The organism is Kribbella sp. CA-253562, assembly GCF_050942265.1.
Lineage (GTDB): Bacteria > Actinomycetota > Actinomycetes > Propionibacteriales > Kribbellaceae > Kribbella.
The window spans coordinates 3,021,611-3,046,848 of record NZ_CP192049.1 but is presented as its reverse complement, the minus strand read 5'-3'; the positions used below and the strand labels follow the sequence as shown (position 1 = coordinate 3,046,848).

Genomic DNA, 25,238 nt, shown 5'->3' with positions numbered 1-25,238 from the left:
ACAATAACCTCATGATCACTGCGCCTGACCTGGTCGTTGCCGTCGGCCCGGCCCTGTTCGAGACGGTTGCCGTCGGCCACGGCGACAGCGAAGTCAGGGACGTCTTCCTGGCCGACCCGCAGGAACCGGCGACCGGTCAGCCCGGCGATCTGGTCCTCGGCCTCGGCCTGCGCAACGCCGAGGAGGCGGTCGAGCTGGTGGAGCGCTGCGCCGTCGGCAAGGCGTCAGGCGTCGTACTGCGGACCGGTCTGGCGCAGGACCCGACTGTGGTGGCTGCAGCCGAGCGCTGGTTGGTGACGCTCATCGCGCTTCAGCCGACGGTCGCCTGGGCGCACGTGGTCTGGCTGCTGCGTGGCGTCATCGACCGGGCGGCCGCACCGGACTCCCCCGCTGCCGGCGACGCCGGAGTCCACCAGGAGCTCTTCGCACTGGCCGATGCGGCCGCGGCGATCGTCGACGCGCCGGTGACGATCGAGGACAACCAGTCCCGGGTGCTGGCCTATTCGTCTCAGCAGGATCTGTCCGACACCGACCCGACCCGCGTCTCCACGATCGTCGGCCGCCGGGTCCCCGCCGAGGTGATCGCCCACTTCCGGGCGCGCGGCATCTTCCGGCGGCTGGCCCGGTCGAGCGAGCCGTTCCTGGTCCCGGACGGGCCGAACGGCATCCGCCCGCGGCTCGTCGTACCGGTCCGGGCTGGTGGTGAGTGGCTGGGCTCGATCTGGGCGGTGGTGGACGGGCCGGTGAGCAAAGAGGTCACCGAAGAGCTCAGCAACGCGGCGTCCGTGCTCGCACTGCACCTTCTGCGCCTCAGGGCCCAGGCGGACGTTGCCAGGCGCTCGGCGATCGACCGTCTGCGCACCGTGCTGCGGCAGTTCTCCCCCGAGGCGCCGATCGAGGTCAGGCTGCCGACCGCACCCTGGCGGGTGGTCGCGCTGAGCTCACCCGACGGGTACGACGTACCGCAGCAGCTCGACCTCTGGGAGTCGACCGGTCGCCGCCACGGCTGGAGCGAACCGCTGCTGGCCGACCTGGACGGCACCGTGTTCGCCGTGGTCACCGACGGCGAGGCGGTCCCCGGCTCCTGGCGCTGGCTGCGCAAGCTGGTCGTCGACCAGGCCAAGGACAACCCCGGTACGGCGGCCGCAGCGGGCGGTCGAGCCCGCTACCCCGCCGATCTGCCGAGCTCGCGCGCCGAGGCGGTCGAACTGCTCAATCTCGTACGGCGTGGAGTCGCGCGCGGCCCGGCGCTCCGCGTCGAGCAGGCTTGGCACGTACTGACTGTTCACCGGGCGGTCACCTCGCTCGACACCACCAAGATGGACGGTCCACTGGCGACATTGCTCCGGCACGACATCGAGAACGACACCGCCTTCGTCGACACCCTCGAAGCCTGGCTCAACCATCCGGGCCAGCCGCAGCAGGCCGCGAAGGAGCTGCATCTGCACACCAACACGTTGCGGCACCGGATGAAGCGGATCGGCGAGATCGCGCGCCTCGACCTGGCGGATCCGCGGGAACGGCTCGCGCTGCAGCTGCAGATCGCATCGGTGCGCACCGAGCACTGAGACGTTCGCCACAGCGCTGTGTAACAAGGCTTCATATTCCGGCAATCGATGAGCAACATCGGGATGGAAAAGTACTGATCACGAAGACGTCTCAGCTCTTCACCAGGGAGCTGAGCCGACTGGGTCGAGCTCTTCACCAGGGAGCTCGAACCACTGGGCCCGGCGATTGTCTGAGCGATCGCCGGGCCCCTTCACGTCAGCCCGGGCTTTCACGTCAACCGGTTGACGATCGCGCCGTACACCCCCGGCAGCGCGGCCGCCGCGGGAACGATGCGGGGAGCCAGCAACGACCTGTTGCGGGCCCAGAGCAACGAAGCGGTCAGCGCCCGGCACTCCCACGAGACCCGGCGCCAGGCGGCCTCGTAGTCCTCCGGCCGATCCGCGGCGACACAGTCCACCAACTCCGCGGAGGTCCGCAGGGCCACCGCGATCCCCTCGCCGGTCAGCGCGTCGACATAACCGGCCGCGTCGCCGACCAGCAACACCCGCCCCGCGACCCGGCGGCGTACCCGCTGACGCAACGGCCCAGCCCCCAGTACGCCGGACGCCGGCGAGGCGTCGCCCAACCGCGCGAGCAGCCGGGGAAAAGCACGAAGGTGCTGGTCGAAGGACCCTCGAGCAGAAGTCAGTACCGCGAGTCCCACCAAGTCGTCCGCCACCGGCGTCACGTAGGCCTCGCCCAGCGACGACCAGTACACCTCCACCAGATCGGTCCACGGACGCATGGCGAAATGTTGCCGCAGCCCCCGCCGCACCGAGCCGCCACCGAGCCCGAGTCCCAATTGCCGGCGGATCGGCGAATGCAGGCCATCAGCCGCGGCCAGGTACCGGGCCGTGATGCCGGCCGCCGAAACCGAGGACGACGACTGCTCCACCAAGCCGATGCGCGTGCGCACCACCGGGATCCGCAGCTCCTCCAGCCGATCACGCAACCCCTGCTGCAGCGCCGTACGGCGTGCGCCGAGTCCCGGCCCGGACCGGAAACGGGCGTCGACCGACCGCGAAGCGTCCAGGTAGCGGATGCCGTAGAACGGCCGCCCCTCCACCGCGACGCCCAGCCGCGACAAGTACTGCACCGCGCTCGCGGCGATCCCCTCCCCGCACGCCTTGTCGATCGGCGCCTCGCGGGGCTCGACCACGACCACATCCAAGCCGGCCAGAGCGGCCCGGATCGCGGTCGCGGCACCCGCCGGACCACAGCCGGCAACGAGCAGATCGATCACTTGGTCAACGCGGTGTCCAGCGCCGTCTCCTCGGTCCGGATCCGGACCGCGAGCAGCGGCAAGTTCAGCACAGTGAAGACGATCGCCGTCACCCAAGCCGTGTGCACCAAGGGCAGCGCGATCCCCTCCAGCACGACAGCCACATAGTTCGGGTGCCGCAGCCACCGATACGGGCCTGCAGCAACCATCGACAGCCCCGGTACGACGATCACCCGCGTGTTCCACTGCCGCCCGAGCACGCTGATGCACCACCACCGCAAACCCTGCGCCAGCAGCACGACCGCGAGCATCGTCCAACCGAGCGCCGGCACGAACGGCCGGTCGGCCACGATCGCCTCGACCAGGCACCCGGCCAGCAACCCGGTGTGCAGCACGACCATGAACGGGTAGTGCCCCTTGCCGGACTCGACCCCGCCTTGGCCGAAGCTCCAGGCCGCATTGCGCAGCGAGACCACCAGTTCGGCGACGCGTTCCAGCCCGACCAGCAGCACCAGTACGACGTACCACCACAACGACGTGTCCATCACCACTCCATCAGGACGAGCTCGGAACAGAAGCCCGGGCCCATCGCCAGCAACACACCCGGACCTGCAGGATCCAGGGTCATGGTGTCACCGAGCACGTGCAGTACCGAGGACGACGACAGGTTGCCGACCGCGTCGAGCGACTTCCAGGTCAGGTCGAGCGCGCCCGGTCGCAGGTCGAGCGTCTCCGACACCGCCTCCAGCACCTTCGGCCCGCCGGGATGGCTGACCCACGTCCCGACCTCCGGCACCGTCAGCCCGTGCGCGGCCAGGAAGTCCCGGACGTCGTGCCCGAGGTACTTGCGCACCACCTCCGGTACGTCGGCGCCGAGCACGATCCGGAACCCGCCGGACCCGACGTCCCACCCCATCACCCGCTCCGAGTCCGGGTACAGCCGGCTCCGCGTGGCCACGACCGAAGGCCCCGCCGACGAAACGTCCGCACCGGTCATCACGACCGCCGCCGCGCCGTCGCCGAAGAGCGCACCGCCGACCAGGTTGGGCAACGACGAGTCGTCCCGCTGCAGCGTCAGCGAGCACAGCTCCACCGACAGCAGGACGGCGACGTGTGACGGCCAGGCGGTCAGATAGTCGTGCAGCCGGGCGATCCCGGCCGCTCCCCCGACGCACCCGAGCCCGAACAGCGGCATCCGCTTGACGTCCTCGCGCAGCCCGAGCCGCATCGCGACCCGCGCGTCGATCGACGGCGCCGCCACCCCGGTCACGGTGGTGAACATCAGCAGATCGACGTCCTCGATCCGCAGCCCGGCCGCGGCCAGGGCGCCGCTGACCGCCTCGGCGCCGAGATCGACCGCAGTCGCGATCCAGGCGTCGTTGGCCGCCCCGAAGTCCTTCAGTACGCCGTACTGTTCGAGCGGGATCGCGAGATGCCGGTGCGACACGCCCGCGTTGGCATGCAGCCGGCGCAGCAGCGCGTGCCCCTTGCCGTCGGGCAGGCACAGCTCCGCGAACGCTTCGGTGAGCTCGGCCTGCGCGTACCGGTACGGCGGCAACGCGGCCTGCACCGCGGCGATCCGCGTCATCGTGGCATCGTTGCTTCGGTGAGCCGATCGTCAGCCGTCAAGGGTCTCGCCCTGGCCTGCCATCCCGGCCCGACGGTCGCGGTCACCGCGCTCGTCACCGCCGTCGCCTGGTCCGCGGGCCGAGGCCTGCCGGGTTGTCTCCTCGTTGCCGCAACCATCCTCACCGGCCACCTCTCGATCGGCTGGAGCAATGACGCGATAGATGCCGCGCGCGACTCCATTGTGAACCGGCGTGACAAGCCAGTCGTGCTGGGACTGGTGAGTCGCCGTACGTTGTGGATCGCGGCGGTGATCGCACTGGTCATCACGATCCCCGTCTCGCTCGCGAACGGCGTCGCCGCCGGGCTGACGCATCTGCTGTTCGTCGCCTGCGCCTGGGCATACAACCTGGGCCTCAAGTCGACGCCGCTGTCCTGGCTCCCGTACGCCGTGGGCTTCGGCGCACTGCCGTCGTTCGTCACGCTGGGCACGACCGGGGACTGGGCGCCCTGGTGGGCGACGGCGGCGACCGCGCTGCTCGGCGTCGGCGCGCACCTCGCGAACGTCGTACCGGATCTGGCCGACGATCTGGCCACCGGCGTCCGGGGCTGGCCGCAACGGCTCGGCCAGGTGTCCCGGCTGCTCGCGCCACTTCCGCTCGCGACCGCGACGGTGTTGCTCACGGTCGCGCCGGCCGGACCGGTTGGCGTGGTCGGCTGGATCGCGCTCGGCGTCGTCGCGGTGCTGCTCGGCGTCATCGTGGCGTGGAAGCAGGCGCCGTTCCTGGTCACGATCGCGGTCGCGGTCGTCAGCGTCGTCGTCTTGGTCATCCGCGGCGACGCACTCTGAGACTCATGGCCGCAGCTCCTGCAGCTTGGTCTTGACGCCCTCCTTGAGCACGCCCCAGCGGTCCTCGTCGCCCTTCCACAGCGACTCGGTCATCTTGCTGATCTGGTCCCAGCTCGCGTGCGGCGGGATCGGCGGGACGTCGGGGTCGCAGTACACGTCGAGCACGGTCGGGCGGTCCGCGGCGAGCGCGGTGTCCCAGGCGGAGGCCAGCTCGTCAGGTTTCCTGACCGTGATCCCGGTCAGCCCGACCGAGCGCGCGAAGCCGGCGTAGTCGACCTCGGGCAGCGTCTGCGAGTCGGGGAACTTCGGTGCCCCCTGCAACGACCGCATCTCCCAGGTGACCTGGTTGAGGTCGTTGTTGTGCAGAACGGCGATCACCAGCCGCGGGTCCGGCCACTCCTGCCAGTACCGCTTGATCGTGATCAGCTCGGCCAGCCCGTTCATCTGCATCGCGCCGTCGCCGGAGAACGCGACGACCGGCTTGCCCGGGTGGGCGATCTTCGCGCCGATCCCGTACGGGACGGCCGAGCCCATCGTCGCCAGTGTGCCGGACAGCGAACCGCGGGTCGTGTCGTTGAACCGGAGCTGACGGGCGTACCAGTCGGCGGCGGACCCGGAGTCCGCGACCACGATGCAGTCGTCGGGCAGCCGCTCGGAGAACTCGTGGAACAGCCGCTGCGGGTTCACCGGATCAGCTTCGACGTGCGCGGCGCCTGCCATCACCTGCCACCAGCGCTCGACGCCGTCCTCGATCCCGGACCGCCAGGACCGGTCCTGCTTGCGCTCCAGTAGCGGGATCAGCGCCCGCAGCGTTGTCGCGGCGTCGCCGACCAGGTTCACCTCGTACGGGTACCGCATGCCGATCATCGACGGGTCGGCGTCGATCTGCACAGCGCGGGCCTTGCCGAACTCCGGCAGGAACTGCGAGTAGGGGAAGCTCGACCCGATCGTCAGCAGCGTGTCGCAGCCGGTCATCAGCTCGTAGCTCGGGCGGGTGCCGAGCAGGCCGATCGAGCCGGTCACGTACGGCAGGTGGTCGCTCAGTACGTCCTTGCCGAGCAATGCCTTCGCGACGCCCGCGCCGAGCAGCTCGGCCAGCTCCTCGATCTCCCGCCGTGCACCGCGAGCACCTTGCCCGACCAGTACGGCGACCCGCTCGCCGGCGTTGAGCAGCTCGGCGGCGCGTCGTACGGCGGCTTCGTCGGGAGTCTGGGTCGCCGCCTCGAAGCCGAGACTCGACGGCACCATCTTGAACGCGTGCTCGGGCGGGCTGTAGTCCAGCTCCTGGACGTCGGCCGGGATGATCACGGCGGTCGGCGCCGAGCGGCTGAGCGCGGTCCGGATCGCCCGGTCGAGGACGTTCGGCAGCTGCTCCGGGACGTTCACGGTCTCCAGGAACTCGCTCGCGACGTCCTTGAACAGACTGTGCAGGTCGACTTCCTGCTGGTAGGAGCCGCCCATCGCGGTCCGGTTGGTCTGGCCGACGATCGCGACCACCGGGACGTGGTCGAGCTTCGCGTCGTACAGGCCGTTGAGCAGGTGGATCGCGCCCGGGCCGGAGGTCGCGACACAGACGCCGACCCGGCCGGTGAACTTCGCGTAGCCGACCGCCTGGAACGCCGACATCTCCTCGTGCCGCGACTGCACGAACCGCGGCCCGTCGGCTCTGGTCCACGCGGCCAGCACGCCGTTGATCCCGTCGCCCGGATAGCCGAAGACGGTGTCGACTTCCCACTCCCGGAGCCTTTGCAGCAGATAGTCACCCACGGTTGCAGCCATGCTGCCCCAGTGCCCCGGGACGGGTTGTGTATTCGGGGGGCGAACCGCCCCCGGGGGCGTGCGGGTTGCGCCCGCCGCCGGCTCAGTCGGTAGCGGGCTTCAGCGGCGCATTGCTGCCGAGGATTGCGGCGGTGAGCGCCTCGGCCGGCTCCTTGGCGGCTCGCGGGTTGGTGATCAGCACCAGATCGATGGCCGGCAGCTCGGGCAGGCCGGCGCTCGGCGGCGGCTCGACCAGGTCGGCGGGCATCAGGGAGCGGGCGAAGATCGCGATGCCCAGACCCGCGCGGACAGCGGCGAGCACGCCGTTGACCCCGCGCACGATGCAGGTGACCCGGTACGGCCGGCCGACCTGTTCCAGCGTCTGGACGCCGAGCACCCGGCTCAGGCTCGGCGCCTGGTAGGTGACCAGCGGGACCGGCCCGTCGGGTGGCAGCCGGGTGCCGGAGATGCCGGCCCAGACCAGCGGGTCGCGGCGGACCACCCGCCCGTTCGGCTCCGAGCCGGCGCCGACCGAGTGCTTCACGTACGCCAGGTCGAGGTGACCGGACTCGACCCGGCGGAGCAGGTTCGGGCTCTGGGCGACGGTGAGCTCGAGATCGATCCGCGGGTAGAGCTGCCGGAAGTCGCGCAGGATCCGCGGCAGCGGGGTGAGCGCCAGGTCGTCGGTGACGCCGAAGCGCAGCCGGCCGCGCAGCTCCGAGCCGGTGAAGTAGCCGACCGCCTCCTCGTGCGCGGCGAGGATCGTCCGGGCGAACCCGGCCATCGCCTCGCCGTCCGCGGTCAGCGTCACGGTCCGGGTGTCGCGCACGAACAGCGGCCGGCCGACCGCGGCCTCCAGCTTGCGGATGTGCTGGCTCACCGTCGGCTGCCGGATCCCGAGCCGCTCGGCGGCCTGGGTGAAGCTCAGCGACTGGGCCACGGCGAGAAACGTGCGCAGCTGGTCCGGGTCGTAGGCCATCGATTTCCCCCTCATCACGAGACGCTATAAGACTAATAGGAGTAATTCGCTGTCGAAATCCGGCCCGGACCGGTGAGGATGGACCCGACCTCCCCTGACACGTCCACTTCCAAAGGGTTGACTCTTGACCACCCGGGCTACCGGTTCTGTCCCTGTCCCCGATTTCCACACCCACCGTTCCACCCCGCGGACCACCCCCGGCGAACTGCCGCCGGCCCAGCGCCGGCCAGGATTCCGCGACACCTTCAGTGCTCTCGAGGTCCGCAACTTCCGCCTCCTGGTCAGCGGCCTGTTCGTCAGCTCGACCGGCGGCTGGGTCCAGCGCATCGCGCAGGACTGGCTGGTGCTGACGCTGACCGGCAGCGCCACCGCGGTCGGCATCACCACCGCGCTGCAGTTCCTGCCCACCCTCCTGCTCGGCCTGTACGGCGGCGTGATCGCCGACCGTTTCCCCAAACGCAAGGTCCTGCTCGTCACCCAGTCGACGATGGGCACCCTGGCCGCCGTACTGGCGGTGCTGGCGTTCACCGGCGACGTGAAGGTGTGGCAGGTCTACGCACTCGCGCTCGTCCTCGGCCTCGCGACCGCGGTCGACAACCCGACGCGGCAGTCCTTCGTCACCGAACTGGTCGGCAAGCAGCGACTGCGCAACGCGATCAGCATGGTCTCGTCCACCTTCCAGCTCGGCGGTCTGATCGGTCCCGCGCTGGGCGGCGCGATGCTCGGCACGATCGGCGCCGGCTGGGCGTTCGCGCTGAACTCGATCACGTTCTTCGGGTCGATCTCGGCGCTGCTGATGATGCGCGAGAGCGAGATGCCCGGCCTGCACGCCGCCCGCAAGGCCGGCCGGGGCCTGCGCATCCGCGACGGCCTGCGCGACGGCGTCCGGTACGCCTTCCACGAGCCGGCCGTGCGCTGGGCGATCGTGCTGGTCGGCATCTTCGGCATGTTCACGATCAGCCTGCCGGTCACACTGACGGCGTTCGCGGACGTCGTCTTCAAGACCGGCGCCACCGGGTACGGCGTCCTGAACTCGGTGGTCGCGGTCGGCTCGCTGGCCGGGGCGCTGCTCTCGGCCCGCCGGATCCGGCCGACCAGGCTGCGCAACCTGGTCGGGATCGCGGCGATCCTGGCCGTGACCGAGATCGTGGCGGCGCTGCAGCCGTCGCTGTGGACCTTCCTGCCGCTGCTGTGCGCGCTCGGCATGGCCACACTGATGTTCCTCACCGCCGCCCAGTCGATGGTGCAGCTGACCACGCCGGACGGGCTGCGCGGCCGGGTCGCCGGGATCTACAACCTGGTGTTCATCGGCGGCGGCGCGATCGGCGGCCCGACCGTCGGCGCGATCGCCGAACACTTCGGCGCGCGGACCAGCCTGCTGCTGGCGGGCCTGATCCCGGCCGTCGCAACAGTTGCCATCGGCATCAAGCTGGCCCGGGCGGGCCGCTTCCGCGTGGTTGTCGTGCGCAACGAGCGCTCGCCGTGGCGGCAACCACCGGTCCGGCTCGGGCTGGAGAAGGTCCCGGTCCAGGTGATCCGCCCGGAGCCGCCGGTCCCGTCCCGCCCGAGGCCCTTCACGCTGGCTCGCCGCCGCTACCAGCGGACGGACCCGCACGCCGTGCCGACCCGCCCCCGCCGCAAGCCGCTGCACCGCTGAGGACCACCGCCGGCCAGTCAGCTGCCGACTGGCCGGCGGTTCAGCAGGCCGAAGCTCCACGGGATCCCGGAGTTACGCAGAGTTATCGGTTCTTGTTACTTGACCACGTAAATTTATCCGTCCTAGGCTCGTTGGACCCGCTCCCGCCTCGAGACGGAGGAACACCCCGTATGTCAGTTCCCGCTGGACGAAAACGCCGTACCGCCGTCGTGGTCACCGCGGCTGTCGCCCTGGTATCGGCAGCCGTCGCGATCGCCCCCGCCGACGCGAGCACTCCCCAGTCCTTCCAGCCCGGCCCGAAGCCCGCCCTGGTCGAGCCCGACTCCGCCTTCCAAGGCAACGCGCCGATCGAGGCGCCGAAGGCCAAGGCTGCGGTCCCCGCGAAGTACTCGCAGGTCGCGGCCAAGCCGTACCTGGGCTGGAGCAGCTGGAGTCTGCAGTCCACCAACTATCCGGGCGTGAACCCCGACGGTCCCGGCAGCTTCATCAGCGAGAAGAACATTCTCGCCCAGGCCAACGCGATGGCGACCAAGCTCAAGCCGTACGGCTACGAGTACGTGAACATCGACGCCGGCTGGCAGCTCGGCGGCGACGAGTACGGGCGCCCGACCGCCAACCTCGCCCGCTTCCCGCGCGGGATGAAGGCGGTCGGCGACGACATCCACAAGCTCGGGCTGAAGTTCGGCATCTACACCGTCGTCGGCCTCGGCTTCGACGTCTACCGCGACGGCAACACACCCATCTACAACGCCCCCGGCTGCTTCACCCGCGACATCGTCTACCCGGACCTGCGCACCACCAACGGCTGGGACCAGGCCTACAAGATCAACTACGCCAGCCCGTGCGCGCAGAAGTACGCCGACTCGATCGTGAACCTGTTCGCCTCGTGGGGTGTCGACTTCATCAAGATGGACGGCGTCGGCCCGGGCTCCTGGAAGGGCGCCCCGGACGACCCGAACCACAACAACACCGAGGACGTCGAGGCCTGGTGGCGCGCGGTCCAGAACGCCGCCCGCCCGATGATGTACACGCTGTCGTGGTCGCTCAGCCACCGGTACGCCGAGACCTGGAAGGCCAACTCGCACGGCTGGCGGATCGACACCGACGTGGAGTGCTACTGCGACACGATCGTGCGCTGGAACGGCTCGCTGGTCGGCCGCTGGTGGGACCTGCCGCAGTGGGTCGACGACGCCGGGCCGGGGCACTGGAACAACCTCGACGCGATCAACGTCGGCAACGGCGAGATGGACGGCATCAACGAGGTCGAGCGGCAGAGCTACATGACGTTCTGGGCGATGAACGCCGCACCGCTGTTCATCGGCGACGACCTGACCAAGCTCGACCCGTACGGGCTGAAGCTGCTGACCAACCGTGAGGTCATCGCGATCAACCAGGCCGGTGTTCCGGCCCGGCCGCTCGACCAGGACCAGCTGCAGCAGGTCTGGTACGCGAAGAACCCGGACGGCAGCGTCACCGTCGGCCTGTTCAACCTCGCCGACACCCCGGCCACGGTCACCGGCGACTTCGCCAAGCTCGGCCTGTCCGGCCAGGCCTCGGTCCGGGACGTGTGGGCCGCGCAGACGCACCGGAACGTGTCGGGCCAGGTCAGCGCCACGCTTCCCGCGCACGGCTCGAAGCTCTACAAGATCACCCCGAACCTGCCGGCCTCGCCGAGCCGTCCGGCCGACCTGACCGCGACCGACGTGAGCCGTACGACGGCCTCGCTCACCTGGCAGCCGAGCACCGGCGCAACGTCGTACCAGGTGTTTGCCAATGGCAAGCAGGTGGCGACCAGCTCCTCGACGAGTGTGGTCGTGCAGGGTCTGTCGCCGCAGACGTCGTACACCTTCGAGGTGAAGGGCGCGCGGACCGGACGGACGTCGGAGGCGAGTGCGCCGATCACGTTGTTCACCGCGAAGTCCGGCGGCGGTCCGGTCCGGTACGAGGCGGAGGCGCCGACCAGCACCTTCACCGGGAACGCCGGGGTGAGCGACTGCACGCTGTGCTCGGGTGGGAAGAAGGTCGGCAACATCGGGTACGACGCGTCGGTCACGCTGAACGGCATCACCGTGCCGGCGACCGGGACGTACCTGGTGAAGATCGCCTACACCGACGGTGACACCAGCCGGCAGAGCATGCTGACGGTGAACGACGCCGACTCGTACTGGGTGAACTACCACGGCCTCGGCGACAACGACTGGGGCACGCCGCAGGTCACCTACCTGCCGGTCAAGCTCAGCGCCGGCAGCAACGCGCTGAAGATCAGCAATCCGAACGGCTACATCGCCGACATCGACTGGATCACCGTCTGACCTCGTGGGGCCGACCCTGTTGCGGGTCGGCCCCACCGGGTTTTACTGGGCAACATGAGCGGATACCCCGAACCGATCGTCCCGGCCGACCCCGTCCCGGTCCCCCGCCGGATCCGGGCACTGCACGACGGCAAGGTCGTGCTGGACACCGAGGACGCGGTCTACGTCTGGGAGTTCCCGCCGTACCCGCAGTACTACGTGCCGGCTGCGGACGTCGCGGACGGCGTACTGACCGACACCGGCGAGACCAGAACCTTCCATCACGGTGAGGCGCGGGTCATGAGCGCCGGATCCGGCACCGCCTGGCAGTACGACGAGGGCCCGCTCGCCGGACTCGTCCGCTTCGAGTGGGAGGCCCTCGACAGCTGGTTCGAGGAGGACGAGGAGGTTTTCGTCCACCCGCGCAACCCGTACGCCCGCGTCGACGCGATCAAGTCCAGCCGCCGCGTCCAGGTCTCGCTCGACGGCGTCCAGCTGGCCGACTCGACGTCCACCGTCATCGTCTACGAGACCGGCCTCCCGCCGCGCTACTACTTCCCGCGCACCGCCGTGTCGTTCACCCACCTCGAACCGAGCGACACCCAGACGTCCTGCCCGTACAAGGGCCACACCAGCCAGTACTGGTCCATCCGCACCGACAAGGGCCGGTACGACGACTTGGCGTGGTCCTACAACTTCCCCACCGCGCCGCTGCTGCCCGTCGCCAACCACATCGCCTTCTTCAACGAAAAGGTCGACCTCGCCATCGACGGCGTCCCGGTCGACCGCCCGGTCACCCCGTTCTCCTAGCCGGGTCGACGTGCACCACCGACCAACCGCGGTCAGCGGCCGGTGCGGCGGCGCGCTCAGGCGTGCGGCGCCTCGGGCGCGGGTGGTTGATCGGTGGTGGACGTCGGCCGCGGAGCGCTTCAGATCGCCGACGTGACGCCGCCGTCCATCGGGATGATCGCGCCGGTGACGTAGCTGGACAGTGGGGAGGACAGGAAGACCGCGACGTTCGCGACCTCGGACGGTTCGGCCGCGCGGCCGAGGGGGATTTCGGCGACCATCTCCTCGAGCAGTTCGTCCTTGGGGCGGCCGGTCGCGCGGACCGCGGCTTCGAGGCCCTCGTCGACGCGGCCGGTGCGGGTCAGGCCGGGGTTGATCACGTTCACGCGGACGCCGCGGCCGGCGTACGCCTTCGCGTAGCCGACCGACGCGAGCATCAGCGCGGCGTTGGCGGCGCCGCCGCCGATGTGCAGCGGGTTCGCCTGCCGGCCGCCCTGGCCGACCACGTTGACGACCGTGCCGCTGCCGCGCTCGGCCATGCCGCGGATCACCGCCTCGGTGGCGTGCATGTAGGTGAAGTACTTCGCCTCCATCGCCGCGTGCAGCGCCTTGCTGTCCAGCTCGTCCACCGGCGTACGCCGGGCCGCCCCCGCGCAGTTGACCAGGATGTCCGGTACGCCGATCCGCGCGAACAGCGCGTTGGTCGCGTCCGGGTCGGTCAGGTCGACGGCCTCGACCGCGTACTCGAGCCCCTTCGCCTCGAGCTCGGCCTGCGCCTTCGCGAGGTTGCCGGGGTCGCGGGAGACGCCGGTGACCCGTGCACCCTCCCGGGCCAGCGCCTCCGCGCAGGCCAGTCCGATTCCCTTGCTGGCTCCGGTGACGACCGCGGTCCTGCCCGACAACTGAAGATCCATCGACTCTCTCCTGACTCGGCTGCCCCCGATCGTAGTTCGCGCGCGACCGGGCACTGGTGGACTGACGAAAAGAGGACAAACGATGAGAATCACGGCAGTGGAGACAGTCAGGCCGAGCATTCAGCCGAACCTGGTGTTCGTGCTGCTGCACACCGACGACGGGCGGACCGGCCTGGGCGAGGCGTTCTTCGGCGGCCGCGCGGTCGAGACGTACCTGCACGAGTCGGCCGCGGAGGTGCTGCTCGCCGCCGTCGACCCGACGCCGGAGTCGATGGCCCGCGCGCTCGCGTCGTACACGGGGTTCGCCGGCGCCGGTGTCGAAACGCGCGGCAACGGCGCGGTCGACCTGGCGCTGTGGGACCTGGTCGGGCAGGAAGCGGGGTTGCCGTTGGTGCGGCTGTTCGGCGGACCGGTGCAGGAGTCGTTGCCGACGTACAACACCTGCGCGGGACCGGGTTACATCAGTACGAGCACGAGGCAACGATCGGACAACTGGGGCGTCCCGGCCACGAGTCCGGCCCGGTACGACGATCTCGATGCCTTCCTCAACCGTCCGGGCCGGCTGGCGCGCGACTTGTGGGACGAGGGCATCACCGGCATGAAGGTCTGGCCGTTCGACCGCGCGGCCGAGGAGACCGGCGGGACCGACATCTCGCCGGCGGAGCTGAGCCGCGGGCTCGCGGTGATCGAGGCGATCCGGGCCGAGGTCGGGGACGACATGAAGCTGATGGTCGAGCTGCACGGCCTGTGGAACCGCCGGGGCGCGACCACGATCCTGCAGGCGCTGACCGAGTACCGGCCGTACTGGGTCGAGGACCCGATGCGCCCCGACGCCGTCGACGCACTGGCGGCGCTGTCCGCAGACGTCGACGTACCGATCGCGACCGGAGAGACGCTTGTCGGCCGGCGCGGCTTCCTCCCGTTGCTCGAACGGGGTGCCGTCGACGTCGTCACCGTCGACGTGCAGTGGACGGGAGGCCTGACCGAGGCGCGCAAGGTCGCGGCCCTCGCCGACACGTACGGCGTACCGGTGGCGCCGCACGACTGCACCGGCCCGGCGACGCTGGCGGCCTGCGTCCATCTGACCCAGTCGGCGCCGAACGGCCTGATCCAGGAGACCGTGCGTGCCTTCCTGCGCACCTGGTACGCCGAACTGGTCATCGGCCTGCCGGAGATCGCCGGCGGCCGGATCGCCGCGACCGACGCACCCGGGCACGGCGTGCGGCTTCGTGACGACTTCGCGGCGGTCGAGCGCCAGGTCTCCAGGTGAACAGCAGATGTCCGCTCGTTGCGCGCGGATGTCCGGACCGTCCACGTTCCGGGCGGTAGGCAACGATTTCGCCACGGCTGCGGGGATCTGAGCCTTCGGCAACCAATTCGTGCTCTTCGGCCCTTGAATCGCTGGGTACTATGAGTGACGAGATCGACACTCTTTGTTTCGACGTTCCGATGCTCTTGCACCGACGCCGGAGGGACCCGTGCCGACCATGTCCGAAACGCAGTCCAAATCCCACTCCCCGCCTTCGCGCGAGCCTGCTGTCGAACAGGTTTCGTGGAGGTCCATCGTCCGTCATGACCTACCGGCCTCGCTGGTGGTCTTCCTGATCGCGATCCCCCTCTCCCTGGGGATCGCCGCCGCTTCCGGGGCGCCGCTGATCGCGGGCCTCGTCGCCGCCGTCGTCGGCGGCGTGGTCGCCGGCGCGCTCGGCGGCTCTCCGCTCCAGGTCAGCGGCCCGGCCGCCGGCCTCACCGTTGTCGTCGCCGGACTGGTCAGCCAGTTCGGCTGGGCCGCGACCGCCGCGATCACCTGCGCGGCAGGCGTGCTGCAGATCCTGCTAGGTGCCACCCGCATCGGCCGGCTCGCACTGTCGTTGTCCCCCGCGGTCGTGCACGGCATGCTCGCGGGCATCGGCGTCACGATCGCCGTCCAGCAGCTCCACGTCGTTCTCGGTGGACAAGCGCAGAGCTCGCTGATCGCCAACCTGGCCGGGCTTCCCGAGCAGCTGCTCGCCCATCATCCGGGCTCCGTCCTGGTCGGCGTCCTGACCGTCGTGATCCTGCTGGTCTGGCCGCGGATCCCGAAGGTGAAGGTCGTCCCGGCGCCGCTGGTCGCGGTCGTTTTCGTCACCGCGCTGGCCGCCTGGTTCATGGTCGACGTCACCCGCGTCGACCTGCCGGACAACCCGTTGCAGGAGCTGATCGTGCCGGCCATGCCGGCCGGCAGCGCGCTCGAGATCGGGACCGCGGTCCTCACCGTCGCACTGGTCGCCAGTGTCGAGTCGTTGCTCTCGGCCGTTGCCGTGGACAAGCTTCACCGCGGCCGGCGCAGCAACCTCGATCGCGAGCTGATCGGCCAGGGCGCCGCGAACGCGATCTCCGGCGCTCTCGGCGGGATGCCGGTCACCGGCGTCATCGTGCGCAGCTCGACCAACGTCGCGGCCGGTGCGAAGTCGCGAGCCTCGGCGATCATGCACGGCCTGTGGATCGCGGTCTTCGTGCTCGCGGCCGGCGCCATGCTGGAGCTCATCCCGATGGCCGCTCTCGCGGGCGTGCTGCTCGTCACCGGGCTCCGGCTGGTCCAGCTGGCCCACATCCGCACCCTGCGCCGCCACGACGAACTACTCGTGTACGTCGTAACCGCGGCCGGCGTGGCCGCCCTCGGCCTGGCGGAGGGCGTGCTGGCCGGACTGGTGCTCGCGCTCGGCCGAGTGCTCTATCGGTTGGCCAGGGCAACGGTCACCGCCACCGAACAGGACGGCGTATGGACCGTCTCTATCCAGGGCACGCTGGTGTTCCTCGGCGTCGCGTCCCTGGTCCGCACTCTGCGCACGATCCCGACCGGAGCCACGGTCCGGGTGAAGCTCCAGGTCGATCACCTGGACCACGCGGCGTACGAGGCGATCGAGGACTGGCGGCGCGGGCACATCGCGCGCGGCGGCACGGTCGAGCTCAACCGGTCGGCGTTTCGCGCCGCCCTGCAAGGCGACGCGAAGCGATGGCTGCCGTGGCAGCAGGACCAGGTCGTGCCCGAGCCGGACCAGCGCGCCTCGATGCTGGACGGGATCCGCGAGTTCGAGCAGTCGGCCGATCTGATCCGGCCGATGATGGCCCGGCTGGCCGCCGACGGTCAGCAGCCGACCCAGCTGTTCATCACCTGCGCGGACTCGCGGATCGTGCCGAACCTGATCACCACGTCGGGTCCCGGCGAGCAGTTCTGCGTGCGCAACGTGGGCAACCTCGTGCCGCCGTACGGGTCGGACAGCAACTCGGTGGACGCCGCGGTCGAGTACGCCGTCGAGGTGCTCGGCGTGACGTCGATCGTGGTCTGCGGCCACTCGCACTGCGGTGCGGCCGGCGCCGCCCTGGACGGTACGACGGACGACGGCTCGGGGCTGCGGACCTGGCTGCGACACCTCGAACCGTCGATCCAGCGAGCGGTCGCGCTGCCGGACATCGTCGACCCGGCAACCGGCGTGAAGCTCGGTCCCGCGGACAAGCTGTCGGTCGCCAATGTCGCCGTCCAGCTGGAAAACCTGCGCAGCTTCGCCTGCGTCCGCAAGGCCGAGGAGGCGGGCCGGCTGGAACTGGTCGGCCTGTGGTTCGACATCGGCGCGGCCGCCGCCCGCCTGGTACTCGAGCGCGACCCCTACTTGGTCCGCGCCGACGAGGAACTGGCCACCGCCGGTACCCCGGCCGACGCCGACCTCTGACCCCGGCTGTTGTTCCGCACCGGTGGGTGCGCTGTCCCGCGCACCCACCGGCTGCTGTCACCCCAGCAGGCCCGTCCACCACTCATCCGCTGACGGCTTCCCGAACTCTTCTCCGGCCGCCGCAACGCCAGCCCCCGCAACCTTTCCGGCCGCATCGCCACCCACAGCAAGTTCGATCAAACGTGCACCCGCCGAGACGCGACCAACTGCCCGGCCGAATACGCATCAGCCCGCAGCAACTGCCCCGGCGTCACCTCGAGGATCTCGATCGCGATCGGCACCCCGGCCAGATCCTCCGAACTGATCGGCCGGTCGTCCAGATACAGATCGACCCGATCGATCCCCTCGACATCCAACCCGACCGTCAGCGTCGTCCCAGTCATCGACGAACTGACATCGAGCCGCCGCCGCGGCATCGCCGCGAGCAGAGCCCCCGCCGCCTCGAGCAGATCCGCATTGCCTGCCAGCAGATCAGCACGCGTCATCCGATGCGTCACATGCGGCCGCACGCCGACATCCTCGACCGGCGTACCCGACAACTCCCCCACCCGCAGCGTCCGGCGGATCGAGACGCGCAGGTTCGCGCCGTTCGGCAGCGCCTCGTACGGCGACGTCGGGTCGGCCGGTGGCGGTTCGTTGAGCAGCGTCGCGAGCAACCCGTGCGTCCACACGTTCGCGCCGCCCGCGCCGGTGTTGTCGTCGACGCCGAGAATCGTGCCGATCTCATGGTCCGCGAACCCAGCCGCGAAGATGTCCGTCGCCGAGTAACACCGCGCGTCGGTGATCAGCACGACCGGCCCGTAGTACGTCTGGCCGAGCTCGTTCGCGCCGTCCTCCGGCGTGATCGGTTTGGCCGCCGAGAACGCCGCTCCGGTTTCGGTCGCCAGGTCGAGCGAGTCGAACCACGGACCGAGGTCGATCCCGGACGGATTGTCCTTGTGCCGCCGGCAGATCCGCAGGTTGAGCGGCGTACTGATGAACTGCACCGGCTCGGGCGCGATCCGGCGCGGCGTCATCGTCTGCAACGTGAACTCGCTGGCGTAGATGTGACCGCCACCGTTGTCGCGGACGTCGACGATCAGCCCGTCCTGCGGCAGCGCGGCGGCGAGCCGGACGAACTCGTCGCGGAAGCCGACCGGATCGGTCACGCTGAACGTGAAGATCCGCAGGTGGCCGAAGGTGCCGTGGGCGGTCGTCACCGCGCGAGCCCTGAACACACCGGGCATCGTGGTCGGCAGGTCCGCGGCCCCGACGGCGACCGGCGCCGCCAGTGCCGCCGAGCTCTCGCCGCGTTCGAGCTCCACCACGTCCCGCACGTACAGCGCCTTCTTGGCCCGGGACTTCTCGTCGGAGTCCAGGTCGAGCCCCATCGACGCCGACGCCTCGGTGACCGCGTCCAGGTCGGTCATCGGCGGCAGGTTGGTGGTCACCTTCCACTGTTCGCGCAGTTCCTGGGCCGAGCCGTCGAGTCCGAGGTAGGTCAGCGTGACCCACTCCTCGTCCGGCGGCGCCTGGATCACCAGCGGGCGCAGTGTCAGGGACTCCAGTCCGCGCGCCAGGTTCGCGGCTTCGTTGCTGCCGGCGAACGCGGCGCCGTTCAGCGCGACCGCGCGGGCGATCGGCGTACCGTTCCAGTGCGTCACTTCGGCGCCGGGCCCGAACTGCGGCGCGGTGTAACCGGCGATCGTGCGGGTGATCAGGTAGTGGTCGCCGACGCTGTCGGAGCACTTCTCGATCATGAACGGCAGGTACGCCACCTTGCCGGCGAACGGCGCGGGCAACAGGTAGTTGGTGTGCAGGTCGCGGACCGAGTGGAAGATGCTGGACATCTGGCGGTGGAACAGCCACTCGGCTTCCATCGTGGCGGCGGTCTGACGCTCCATCCGCGCGCGCAGCACGCGCAGCCGCTGCAACGGGTTGACCGCGTGCATCGCGGCCTTCAACGGCAGGTGGACGTAGTTCTCGCCGAGCAGCAGCAGCGCTTGGTCGACGAGGATCTTGCGCTGGGTCAGGGTCAGCGTGCCGGCCCCGGCGAGGAACTGCGGCAACGGTACGGCGGCCGCCTGCGCCTCGGCTCGCCGGGCCCGGGTTCCCTTGCGGGCAACGGTTTTCCTGGTCGTCGGCTTCTTGGTGACGGTCTTGCGTGGCTCAGTCATGCGATCCCCCCACTGGCACGCCCCTCCCCGGGCGTCGCGATCTGTCCACCGTCCGCCGCGGTCCAGGCGATGTCAACGCTTCGACCACGGGATAGCGTGGCGCGCGTGACCGACCTGCCGTTCGTCGACGAGCACACGCGGATCGTCGACGCCTCGCCCGAGGTCACCTGGCGAGCGCTCACCCAGCACGCGACCGGCGATCTGCTGCTCGGCCCGCGCAACCCGCTCGCACTGATCCTCGGCACCGAACCGCGCGGCGGATTCGAGATCGCCGACAGCGTCGACGGCTCCACGCTCGACCTGACCGGCCGCCACCGTTTCTCCCGCTACCTGCTGCGTTTCGTGCTCACCGGCGCCGACGGCAAGACCCAGCTGGCCGCCCGCACGTACGCGCTCTTTCCCGGCCCGCACGGCCGGGTCTACCGCGCGCTGGTGATCGGCTCAGGCGCGCACGCCGTCGCGACGCGCGGCATCCTGCGCACGGTCGCCGAGCTCGCCGAGCACAGTGGTTGACCACCCACCTGCAAGGATGTCCCGGTGATCGAGGTTTGGGACAACATCACGTCCGTGCAGGCCCACCCGCCGCTCCAGGTCGTGATCGGGACCGGCATCGCCGCGTTGCTGCTGATCGGGTGGCGCCCGGTCTGGCGGCACACCCGCCAGGTGGTGACCATCGCGCACGAGGGCGCGCACGGGCTGATCGCACTGCTGGCCGGTCGTCAGCTCGCCGGGATCCGGTTGCACTCGGACACCTCCGGCGTCACCGTGTCGCGTGGCAAGCCGGACGGCCTGGGCATGATCGCCGTACTGCTGGCGGGCTATCCCGGTCCGGCGTTGTTCGGCCTCGCCGCCGCGTTCGTCCTCAGTCGCGGGTACGCCGTGGGCCTGCTCTGGGGGCTCCTGCTGGCGCTGGTCGTCCTGCTGCTCCAGATCCGCAACCTGTTCGGGCTCTGGTCGGTGCTGGTCTTCGGCGCAGTGGTGTTCGGGGTGTCGTGGTGGGGATCCGAACAGGTCCAGTCCGCCTTCGCGTACCTGCTCACCTGGTTCCTGCTGCTCGCCGCGCCGCGCGCCGTACTGGAGCTGCAGCGGTCGCGTCGCAACGGCGGCGGCCGCAACTCCGACGCCGATCAGCTGCGTCGCATCACCGGCGTACCGGCGATTCTCTGGGTCGGAGTATTCGGCCTCATCACGCTCGGGTGTCTCGCGCTGGGTGTGCTCTGGTCGGACGTGCTGCCGACCTGAGCACACCTCCGCGCGTCGCCTAGTTGCTGCGGCCGCCGGTGATCGGACGGCTGCGCTGGTTCACCCCCGGTACGCCGTACGGGTAGTCCGCCGCGCCCGGGTCGCTCGCCTCGTCCAGCTGCGCGCGCTCCTCGTCGGTGAGGTGCAGATCCGCGGCGGCCAGGTTGTCGTCGAGCTGCTCGAGCGTGCGCGCGCCGAGGATCACCGACGTGACGGCCGGGCGGTCCACCAGCCACGCCAGCGCGACCTGCGCCATCGAGATCCCGCGCGCCTCGGCGATCGCCCGGACCGCGTCGACGACGGCGCGAACCCGCTCGTTCTTGCTGCGCCGGGCCCAGGCCTCGACGCCGCGGTCCGGGTTCTCGCCCAGGCGGGTCGAGCCGGTCGGGGCCTCGTCGAAGGAGTACTTACCGGTCAGCCAGCCACCACCGAGCGGCGACCACGGCAGCAGGCCGAGGCCGTTCTCCTGGGCGGCCGGGACGATCTCCCACTCGATCTCGCGGACCAGCAGGTTGTACTGCGGCTGCAGCGTGACCAGCGGCGACCAGCCCTGCCGGTCGATCAGGTCGCAGGCCTTCTGCAGTTGCCAGCCGGTGAAGTTCGACAGGCCGCCGTACGCGATCTTGCCGGCCCGGACGGCGTCCTCCAGGAAGCTGAGCGTCTCCTGCAGCGGGGTGATCGGGTCCCACGCGTGCAACTGGTAGAGGTCGACGTGGTCGACGCCGAGCCGCTGCAGCGACGCGTCGAGCGCCCGCCGCAGGTGCCGGCGCGACGTGCCGACGTCGTTCTGCCCGTCGCCGGTCGGGAAGCGGCCCTTCGTCGCGAGGACGACGTTGTCGCGCGCGGAGCTCTTCGCCAGCCAGCTGCCGACGATCTGCTCCGACACGCCCGCGGAGTACACGTCCGCGGTGTCGATCAGCGTGCCGCCGGCCTCGACGTAGGCGTCGAGCTGCTGGTGCGCGCCGGCCTCGTCGGTTTCGTGCCCGAACGTCATGGTGCCGAGCGCGTAGGTCGAGACGACGGTGCCGCTCGCGCCCAGGGTGCGGTATTCCACAGCTGCTCCTTCAGGTCAGGTGGTTCTCACCTTACGGCGTGGGTGGAACGCGCTTGCCCGGGTACCGGCGGGACTGTCCGTGGCCCGGAGTACGGTGTGAAACGTCCGGTGACGAAGGGGAGAAGATGAACACCAGCGCAGTTCTGGTCGACGCGTTCGGCCGGATCCAGGAGGTCGTGCACGAGGTCGTCGAGGGGCTGGCCGACGACGTGCTGAGCACTCGTCCGGAGCAGACCGGCAACTCGATCGCCTGGCTGGTCTGGCACCTGACCCGGATCCAGGACGACCATCTCGCCGATGCCGGCGGCTACGAGCAGGTCCTCACCGCCGACGGCTGGCACGACCGTCTCGGCCTGCCTTTCGACGCCAGTGACACGGGCTATGGTCACGGTCCCGAGGACGTTGCCGCGGTCAAGCTGTCGGCGGAGCTACTGACCGGGTACTACGACGCCGTCCACGCACGCTCGATCCAGTACCTGGAGACGCTGACCGACGAGGACCTCGACCGCATCGTGGACCGCCGGTGGAACCCGCCGGTCACGCTCGGCGTCCGGCTGATCAGCGTGATCTCGGACGATCTGCAGCACGCCGGCCAAGCGGCGTACGTGCGCGGTCTGCTCAGCTGAGCTCGGTTTTCCACAAGGTGGCGCCTGCCACCAGATAGAGCGTGCGCCCGACCAGCCGGGCGTCCTTGACCTCACCGGCCGGCCCCTCAGACGGCTGCACTGTCCAGTGCCCGTCCCGGCCGGTGAGCACTTTCACCTGATTGCCATCGGCAACCACTTGGACGATCTGGTCCCCGTCGAGCACCGGCGGGGGCAGCGGAGTCTTGTCGCCGACGGCGATCTCCGGCAGGCCCTTCAGCCGCCGGGCGCTGTCCGGCTTCGCGGGGTCGAACTGCCACAGCGCCAGCTTGCCCTCGACCCACCCGGTCACAGTGCACAACTGCTCGCCGCAGGTCACTCGTTGCCCGTGACTGCGTTCGCCCGCCTCCGGCAGCGCGAAACCCGACCACCCGTCGTTCAGCCGCTGCGACCTCCACACCGCCGCCTCCTGCCGTACGACGTTCGGCGCGAGCCGCACCTGCGACCCGGTCTGCACGATCGAGTCGCCGAAAACCGTCGCGTCGCCCGGCCCGGGCAGCAGCCCCCGCGTACTGCGCAGCACCGTCCCCGTCGAGTCCTGCCGGATCCACTTCGTGCCCTCGGGCAACCACACGGCCGCGTCCGTTCCCGACACCTTGCTGGCCCAGGAGCCGAGCAAGGCCTGCCCAGCCGGTCCGATCACCGCCGAGTGCAGGGACCCGGCATCAGGCCCACCGAACGTGTTGAACTCCTGCGGGTGCTCCTGCACGCCGGCAGTCGTCCCGGTCCACACCGTCCAGCGCACGTTGGCGTGCGCGCCGCCCGCCGCTCCGCCGAGCGCGAGCACGCGGCGGCCGTCGTACGCGATGGACTTCCAGACGGCGAGCGCGGCGTACGGGCTTCTCGGGTCCGGCGAGAGTTTGACCTCGCTCTGCCGGTTGCCGTCGATCAGCAGTAGCCGCGGCACCACCTCGGCGTCGCGGTCGCGTAGTCCGACCAGCAGTTGGGCGTCGTGCCCGGCGAGCACGACCGGCTCGGCCGGGAGCTTCACCTGCGACCACTGCACCACCTGAGCCTGAGGCTTGTCCTCACTGCAGGCGGCCGTGAGCAGCAGCAGTACGACCAGCAGCAGAGCCCTCCGCATCAGCGGTTCTGCGGCAACTTGGTCGTGCGCTTGCGGGCGCCGCGCGGATTCGACGGCGGCGGTACGACGGGACCGATGTCCCCGTCCGGCGCGACGTCGAGATCGATGATCACGGGCGCGTGGTCGCTCGGCCCGGTCCCCTTCCGGGCCTTGCGGTCGATCCAGGCCGCCTTCACCCGCTCGGCCACCGGGTCCGACGCCAGCATCAGGTCGATCCGCATGCCGAGATCCTGGTGGAACATGCCGGCCCGGTAGTCCCAGTAGCTGAAGATCCGCTCGGTCGGCCAGCGGTCGCGAACGACGTCGTGCAGCCCAGTGGCCAGCAACTCGGCCAGCGCCTCCCGCTCCGGCTCCGTCACGTGCGTCGACCCGACGTACGCGGCCGGATCGAAGACGTCCGCGTCCGTCGGCGCGATGTTCATGTCCCCACAGACGATCTGCTCCGCCGGCCCAGCCGCGACTACGTCCCGCAGCGCCTTCAACCAGGCCAGCTTGTACTGGTAGTGGTCAGAGTCCGGCACCCGCCCGTTCGGGACGTAGAGCGAGTGGATCCGGATCCCGCCACACGTCGCCGCCACCGCCCGAGCCTCAGGATTCGGAAACCCCGGCGCCCCCGCCACGCCCGTCACCACATCCTCGAGCCCGACCTTCGACAGCAGCGCAACCCCGTTCCACTGCACCTCGCCGTACAGAGCGACCTCGTACCCCCGCCCCGCCAGCTCCTGCCCGAGCAAGGCGGTGAACGCGTCGTCCGCCAGCTTGGTCTCCTGCAGACACACCACGTCCGGCTCCCGCTCGTCCAACCACCCGAGCAACCGAGGCATCCGCTGCTTCACCGAGTTCACGTTCCAGGTAGCTACTCGCACCCGCCTACGGTAACTGCCCAGCGGACCGGCGGAGGCCTCGGAGGAAGAAGTGCTCCACGTGCGAACAACCGGAGCGGATGCATGAACCGACATGCCGTCTCCAGCTGAGAAGCCGCCCTGCAGGATCTAGGATGCAAGTCCATGCAAATCGGTTCGATCCAGGGGAGAACGATCGTGGCATTGCGGTTCATCGGCAAGGATCCCAACTCACCCAACACCAACTCGCCGACCGTCTGGGTCGACGAGGCCGACGGCAGCCTGGTCATCCAGGGCTGGAAGCTGGACGACGAGACGACAGCGGCGGTCAACGCCACCGCGCCGATCCCGGATCACGAGACCGTACTGCGGATCCCTGCCCGGTTGGCACCATTTCTGAGGGAGGCGATGGGTGACGGCTGAGCCGCTCGCGTTCCAGCTGTTCCGGTCCGCCCGGCGCAGCGCGCTGCACCTCGAAACCCGCGACCTGTACGAGCCGGACGACCCGGACTGGAACGAGTGGAAGTCAGGCGGACGATTCGACCCAGCCCAGCGGTGGCAGGCGTTCCACGACCTCGTCCGCGAGACCACCGGTCGCGGGGTCGAGGTCCGGCGCGCCCGGATCGTGTCGGAGCCGATCAGCGACTACATCCGGTTCGAGTACGACGTGACGCAGGCGCACAACATCGCCGCGGGCGAGGAAGTGCGCTGGCTGCCGCGCCGGCGCACCGGCGACGTACTGATACCGGCGAACGACTTCTGGGTCTTCGACGACCAGGTCGTGCTGTGGAACTTCTTCGACGGTGACGGAACCTGGGTCGGCGAAGAGCGGGTCGACGACCCCCGGCTGGCAAAGGTCTGCGTAGCATCGTTCGACGCCGTCTGGGACCGAGCGATCCCGCACCAGGAGTACCACCCGAGCTGAGAGACCT

The 25,238-nt window shown here is 70.1% G+C and carries 22 protein-coding genes; 12 read left to right on the top strand and 10 right to left on the bottom strand.

From position 1 onward, the window contains the following. The first annotated feature begins 11 nt into the window (after window positions 1–11). Entirely contained in the window at window positions 12–1,568 is a 1,557-nt protein-coding gene (locus ACQPXM_RS14645; protein ID WP_432948776.1) for a helix-turn-helix domain-containing protein, read from the top strand. A gap of 209 nt (window positions 1,569–1,777) precedes the next feature. Here ACQPXM_RS14645 and ACQPXM_RS14640 read toward each other — a convergent pair whose 3' ends face one another. From ACQPXM_RS14640 to ACQPXM_RS14630, 3 genes are read right to left on the bottom strand one after another with little or no spacing between them, the layout of a single operon-like run. Continuing rightward, on the bottom strand, window positions 1,778–2,791 hold the full coding sequence (locus ACQPXM_RS14640; protein ID WP_432948774.1) for an NAD(P)/FAD-dependent oxidoreductase: 1,014 nt from the start codon (window positions 2,789–2,791) through the stop codon (window positions 1,778–1,780). Continuing rightward, complete coding sequence (locus tag ACQPXM_RS14635; protein WP_432948772.1) at window positions 2,788–3,315, bottom strand: isoprenylcysteine carboxyl methyltransferase family protein; 528 nt, start codon at window positions 3,313–3,315, stop codon at window positions 2,788–2,790. The genes ACQPXM_RS14640 and ACQPXM_RS14635 overlap by 4 nt, the downstream gene beginning before the upstream one ends. Beyond that, window positions 3,315–4,358, bottom strand: coding sequence for a type III polyketide synthase (locus tag ACQPXM_RS14630; protein WP_432948770.1), 1,044 nt, complete (start codon window positions 4,356–4,358; stop codon window positions 3,315–3,317). The genes ACQPXM_RS14635 and ACQPXM_RS14630 overlap by 1 nt, the downstream gene beginning before the upstream one ends. Before the next feature lie 18 nt (window positions 4,359–4,376). Here ACQPXM_RS14630 and ACQPXM_RS14625 point away from each other — a divergent pair, with 18 nt between their 5' ends. After that, window positions 4,377–5,186 (top strand): UbiA family prenyltransferase, encoded by an 810-nt coding sequence (locus ACQPXM_RS14625; protein WP_432948768.1) that lies wholly within the window; start codon window positions 4,377–4,379, stop codon window positions 5,184–5,186. Between the two features lie 3 nt (window positions 5,187–5,189). On the opposite strand, the gene ACQPXM_RS14620 is transcribed toward ACQPXM_RS14625, so the two are convergent. Next, window positions 5,190–6,965, bottom strand: a complete 1,776-nt coding sequence (locus ACQPXM_RS14620; protein ID WP_432948766.1) for a thiamine pyrophosphate-requiring protein — start codon at window positions 6,963–6,965, stop codon at window positions 5,190–5,192. 82 nt (window positions 6,966–7,047) lie between these two features. Next, window positions 7,048–7,938, bottom strand: coding sequence for a LysR substrate-binding domain-containing protein (locus ACQPXM_RS14615; protein ID WP_432948764.1), 891 nt, complete (start codon window positions 7,936–7,938; stop codon window positions 7,048–7,050). A 109-nt stretch (window positions 7,939–8,047) separates the two neighbouring features. On the opposite strand from ACQPXM_RS14615, the gene ACQPXM_RS14610 reads away from it, so the two are divergent. From ACQPXM_RS14610 to ACQPXM_RS14600, 3 genes are all read left to right on the top strand, one after another. After that, window positions 8,048–9,580 (top strand): MFS transporter, encoded by a 1,533-nt coding sequence (locus ACQPXM_RS14610; RefSeq protein WP_432948762.1) that lies wholly within the window; start codon window positions 8,048–8,050, stop codon window positions 9,578–9,580. A gap of 170 nt (window positions 9,581–9,750) precedes the next feature. Then, window positions 9,751–11,892 (top strand): fibronectin type III domain-containing protein, encoded by a 2,142-nt coding sequence (locus tag ACQPXM_RS14605; RefSeq protein WP_432948760.1) that lies wholly within the window; start codon window positions 9,751–9,753, stop codon window positions 11,890–11,892. A gap of 54 nt (window positions 11,893–11,946) precedes the next feature. Beyond that, window positions 11,947–12,681 carry a DUF427 domain-containing protein gene (locus ACQPXM_RS14600; RefSeq protein WP_432948756.1) on the top strand — a complete coding sequence of 245 codons (735 nt, stop codon included), beginning with the start codon at window positions 11,947–11,949 and terminating at the stop codon, window positions 12,679–12,681. A 119-nt stretch (window positions 12,682–12,800) separates the two neighbouring features. Here the strand turns inward: ACQPXM_RS14600 and ACQPXM_RS14595 are convergent, their stop codons facing one another. Further along, on the bottom strand, window positions 12,801–13,574 hold the full coding sequence (locus ACQPXM_RS14595; protein WP_432948754.1) for an SDR family NAD(P)-dependent oxidoreductase: 774 nt from the start codon (window positions 13,572–13,574) through the stop codon (window positions 12,801–12,803). 82 nt (window positions 13,575–13,656) lie between these two features. Here ACQPXM_RS14595 and ACQPXM_RS14590 point away from each other — a divergent pair, with 82 nt between their 5' ends. Both ACQPXM_RS14590 and ACQPXM_RS14585 read left to right on the top strand, forming a co-directional pair. Continuing rightward, the gene (locus ACQPXM_RS14590; RefSeq protein ID WP_432948752.1) at window positions 13,657–14,844 is read left to right on the top strand and encodes a mandelate racemase/muconate lactonizing enzyme family protein; all 1,188 of its coding nucleotides are present in this window, start codon (window positions 13,657–13,659) and stop codon (window positions 14,842–14,844) included. 322 nt (window positions 14,845–15,166) lie between these two features. Beyond that, window positions 15,167–17,284 (top strand): bifunctional SulP family inorganic anion transporter/carbonic anhydrase, encoded by a 2,118-nt coding sequence (locus ACQPXM_RS14585; protein ID WP_432948750.1) that lies wholly within the window; start codon window positions 15,167–15,169, stop codon window positions 17,282–17,284. A 176-nt stretch (window positions 17,285–17,460) separates the two neighbouring features. Here ACQPXM_RS14585 and ACQPXM_RS14580 read toward each other — a convergent pair whose 3' ends face one another. Further along, complete coding sequence (locus ACQPXM_RS14580) at window positions 17,461–19,440, bottom strand: S41 family peptidase (protein ID WP_432948748.1); 1,980 nt, start codon at window positions 19,438–19,440, stop codon at window positions 17,461–17,463. Window positions 19,441–19,545: 105 nt separating this feature from the next. Here ACQPXM_RS14580 and ACQPXM_RS14575 point away from each other — a divergent pair, with 105 nt between their 5' ends. Together ACQPXM_RS14575 and ACQPXM_RS14570 are read left to right on the top strand one after the other, a co-directional pair. Continuing rightward, a complete protein-coding gene (locus ACQPXM_RS14575; protein WP_432948746.1) occupies window positions 19,546–19,953 on the top strand; it encodes a hypothetical protein in 408 nt (135 codons plus the stop codon). A 24-nt stretch (window positions 19,954–19,977) separates the two neighbouring features. After that, window positions 19,978–20,682, top strand: a complete 705-nt coding sequence (locus ACQPXM_RS14570; RefSeq protein ID WP_077013233.1) for a M50 family metallopeptidase — start codon at window positions 19,978–19,980, stop codon at window positions 20,680–20,682. A gap of 19 nt (window positions 20,683–20,701) precedes the next feature. Here the strand turns inward: ACQPXM_RS14570 and ACQPXM_RS14565 are convergent, their stop codons facing one another. Continuing rightward, entirely contained in the window at window positions 20,702–21,736 is a 1,035-nt protein-coding gene (locus tag ACQPXM_RS14565; protein WP_432948744.1) for an aldo/keto reductase, read from the bottom strand. Between the two features lie 125 nt (window positions 21,737–21,861). Here ACQPXM_RS14565 and ACQPXM_RS14560 point away from each other — a divergent pair, with 125 nt between their 5' ends. After that, complete coding sequence (locus tag ACQPXM_RS14560; RefSeq protein ID WP_432948742.1) at window positions 21,862–22,362, top strand: mycothiol transferase; 501 nt, start codon at window positions 21,862–21,864, stop codon at window positions 22,360–22,362. Here ACQPXM_RS14560 and ACQPXM_RS14555 read toward each other — a convergent pair. Next, window positions 22,355–23,464 (bottom strand): hypothetical protein, encoded by a 1,110-nt coding sequence (locus tag ACQPXM_RS14555; protein ID WP_432948740.1) that lies wholly within the window; start codon window positions 23,462–23,464, stop codon window positions 22,355–22,357. The genes ACQPXM_RS14560 and ACQPXM_RS14555 overlap by 8 nt on opposite strands. After that, entirely contained in the window at window positions 23,464–24,330 is an 867-nt protein-coding gene (locus ACQPXM_RS14550) for an exodeoxyribonuclease III (RefSeq protein WP_432948738.1), read from the bottom strand. The genes ACQPXM_RS14555 and ACQPXM_RS14550 overlap by 1 nt, the downstream gene beginning before the upstream one ends. 141 nt (window positions 24,331–24,471) lie before the next feature. On the opposite strand from ACQPXM_RS14550, the gene ACQPXM_RS14545 reads away from it, so the two are divergent. Together ACQPXM_RS14545 and ACQPXM_RS14540 are read left to right on the top strand one after the other, a co-directional pair. Further along, complete coding sequence (locus ACQPXM_RS14545) at window positions 24,472–24,729, top strand: hypothetical protein (RefSeq protein WP_432948736.1); 258 nt, start codon at window positions 24,472–24,474, stop codon at window positions 24,727–24,729. After that, window positions 24,719–25,231 carry a DUF6879 family protein gene (locus tag ACQPXM_RS14540; protein WP_432948734.1) on the top strand — a complete coding sequence of 171 codons (513 nt, stop codon included), beginning with the start codon at window positions 24,719–24,721 and terminating at the stop codon, window positions 25,229–25,231. Before ACQPXM_RS14545 ends, ACQPXM_RS14540 begins: the two co-directional genes overlap by 11 nt. Window positions 25,232–25,238 lie beyond the last annotated feature (7 nt).

Bases quoted from the DNA above. Each gene is read 5' to 3' on its own strand.
- ACQPXM_RS14545 (WP_432948736.1), top strand. From the start codon at position 24,472: ATGCAAATCGGTTCGATCCAGGGGAGAACGATCGTGGCATTGCGGTTC.
- ACQPXM_RS14605 (WP_432948760.1), top strand. From the start codon at position 9,751: ATGTCAGTTCCCGCTGGACGAAAACGCCGTACCGCCGTCGTGGTCACC.
- ACQPXM_RS14635 (WP_432948772.1), bottom strand. From the start codon at position 3,315: ATGGACACGTCGTTGTGGTGGTACGTCGTACTGGTGCTGCTGGTCGGG.
- ACQPXM_RS14595 (WP_432948754.1), bottom strand. From the start codon at position 13,574: ATGGATCTTCAGTTGTCGGGCAGGACCGCGGTCGTCACCGGAGCCAGC.
- ACQPXM_RS14630 (WP_432948770.1), bottom strand. From the start codon at position 4,358: ATGACGCGGATCGCCGCGGTGCAGGCCGCGTTGCCGCCGTACCGGTAC.
- ACQPXM_RS14590 (WP_432948752.1), top strand. From the start codon at position 13,657: ATGAGAATCACGGCAGTGGAGACAGTCAGGCCGAGCATTCAGCCGAAC.
- ACQPXM_RS14645 (WP_432948776.1), top strand. From the start codon at position 12: ATGATCACTGCGCCTGACCTGGTCGTTGCCGTCGGCCCGGCCCTGTTC.
- ACQPXM_RS14620 (WP_432948766.1), bottom strand. From the start codon at position 6,965: ATGGCTGCAACCGTGGGTGACTATCTGCTGCAAAGGCTCCGGGAGTGG.
- ACQPXM_RS14600 (WP_432948756.1), top strand. From the start codon at position 11,947: ATGAGCGGATACCCCGAACCGATCGTCCCGGCCGACCCCGTCCCGGTC.
- ACQPXM_RS14555 (WP_432948740.1), bottom strand. From the start codon at position 23,464: ATGCGGAGGGCTCTGCTGCTGGTCGTACTGCTGCTGCTCACGGCCGCC.
- ACQPXM_RS14615 (WP_432948764.1), bottom strand. From the start codon at position 7,938: ATGAGGGGGAAATCGATGGCCTACGACCCGGACCAGCTGCGCACGTTT.
- ACQPXM_RS14560 (WP_432948742.1), top strand. From the start codon at position 21,862: ATGAACACCAGCGCAGTTCTGGTCGACGCGTTCGGCCGGATCCAGGAG.
- ACQPXM_RS14580 (WP_432948748.1), bottom strand. From the start codon at position 19,440: ATGACTGAGCCACGCAAGACCGTCACCAAGAAGCCGACGACCAGGAAA.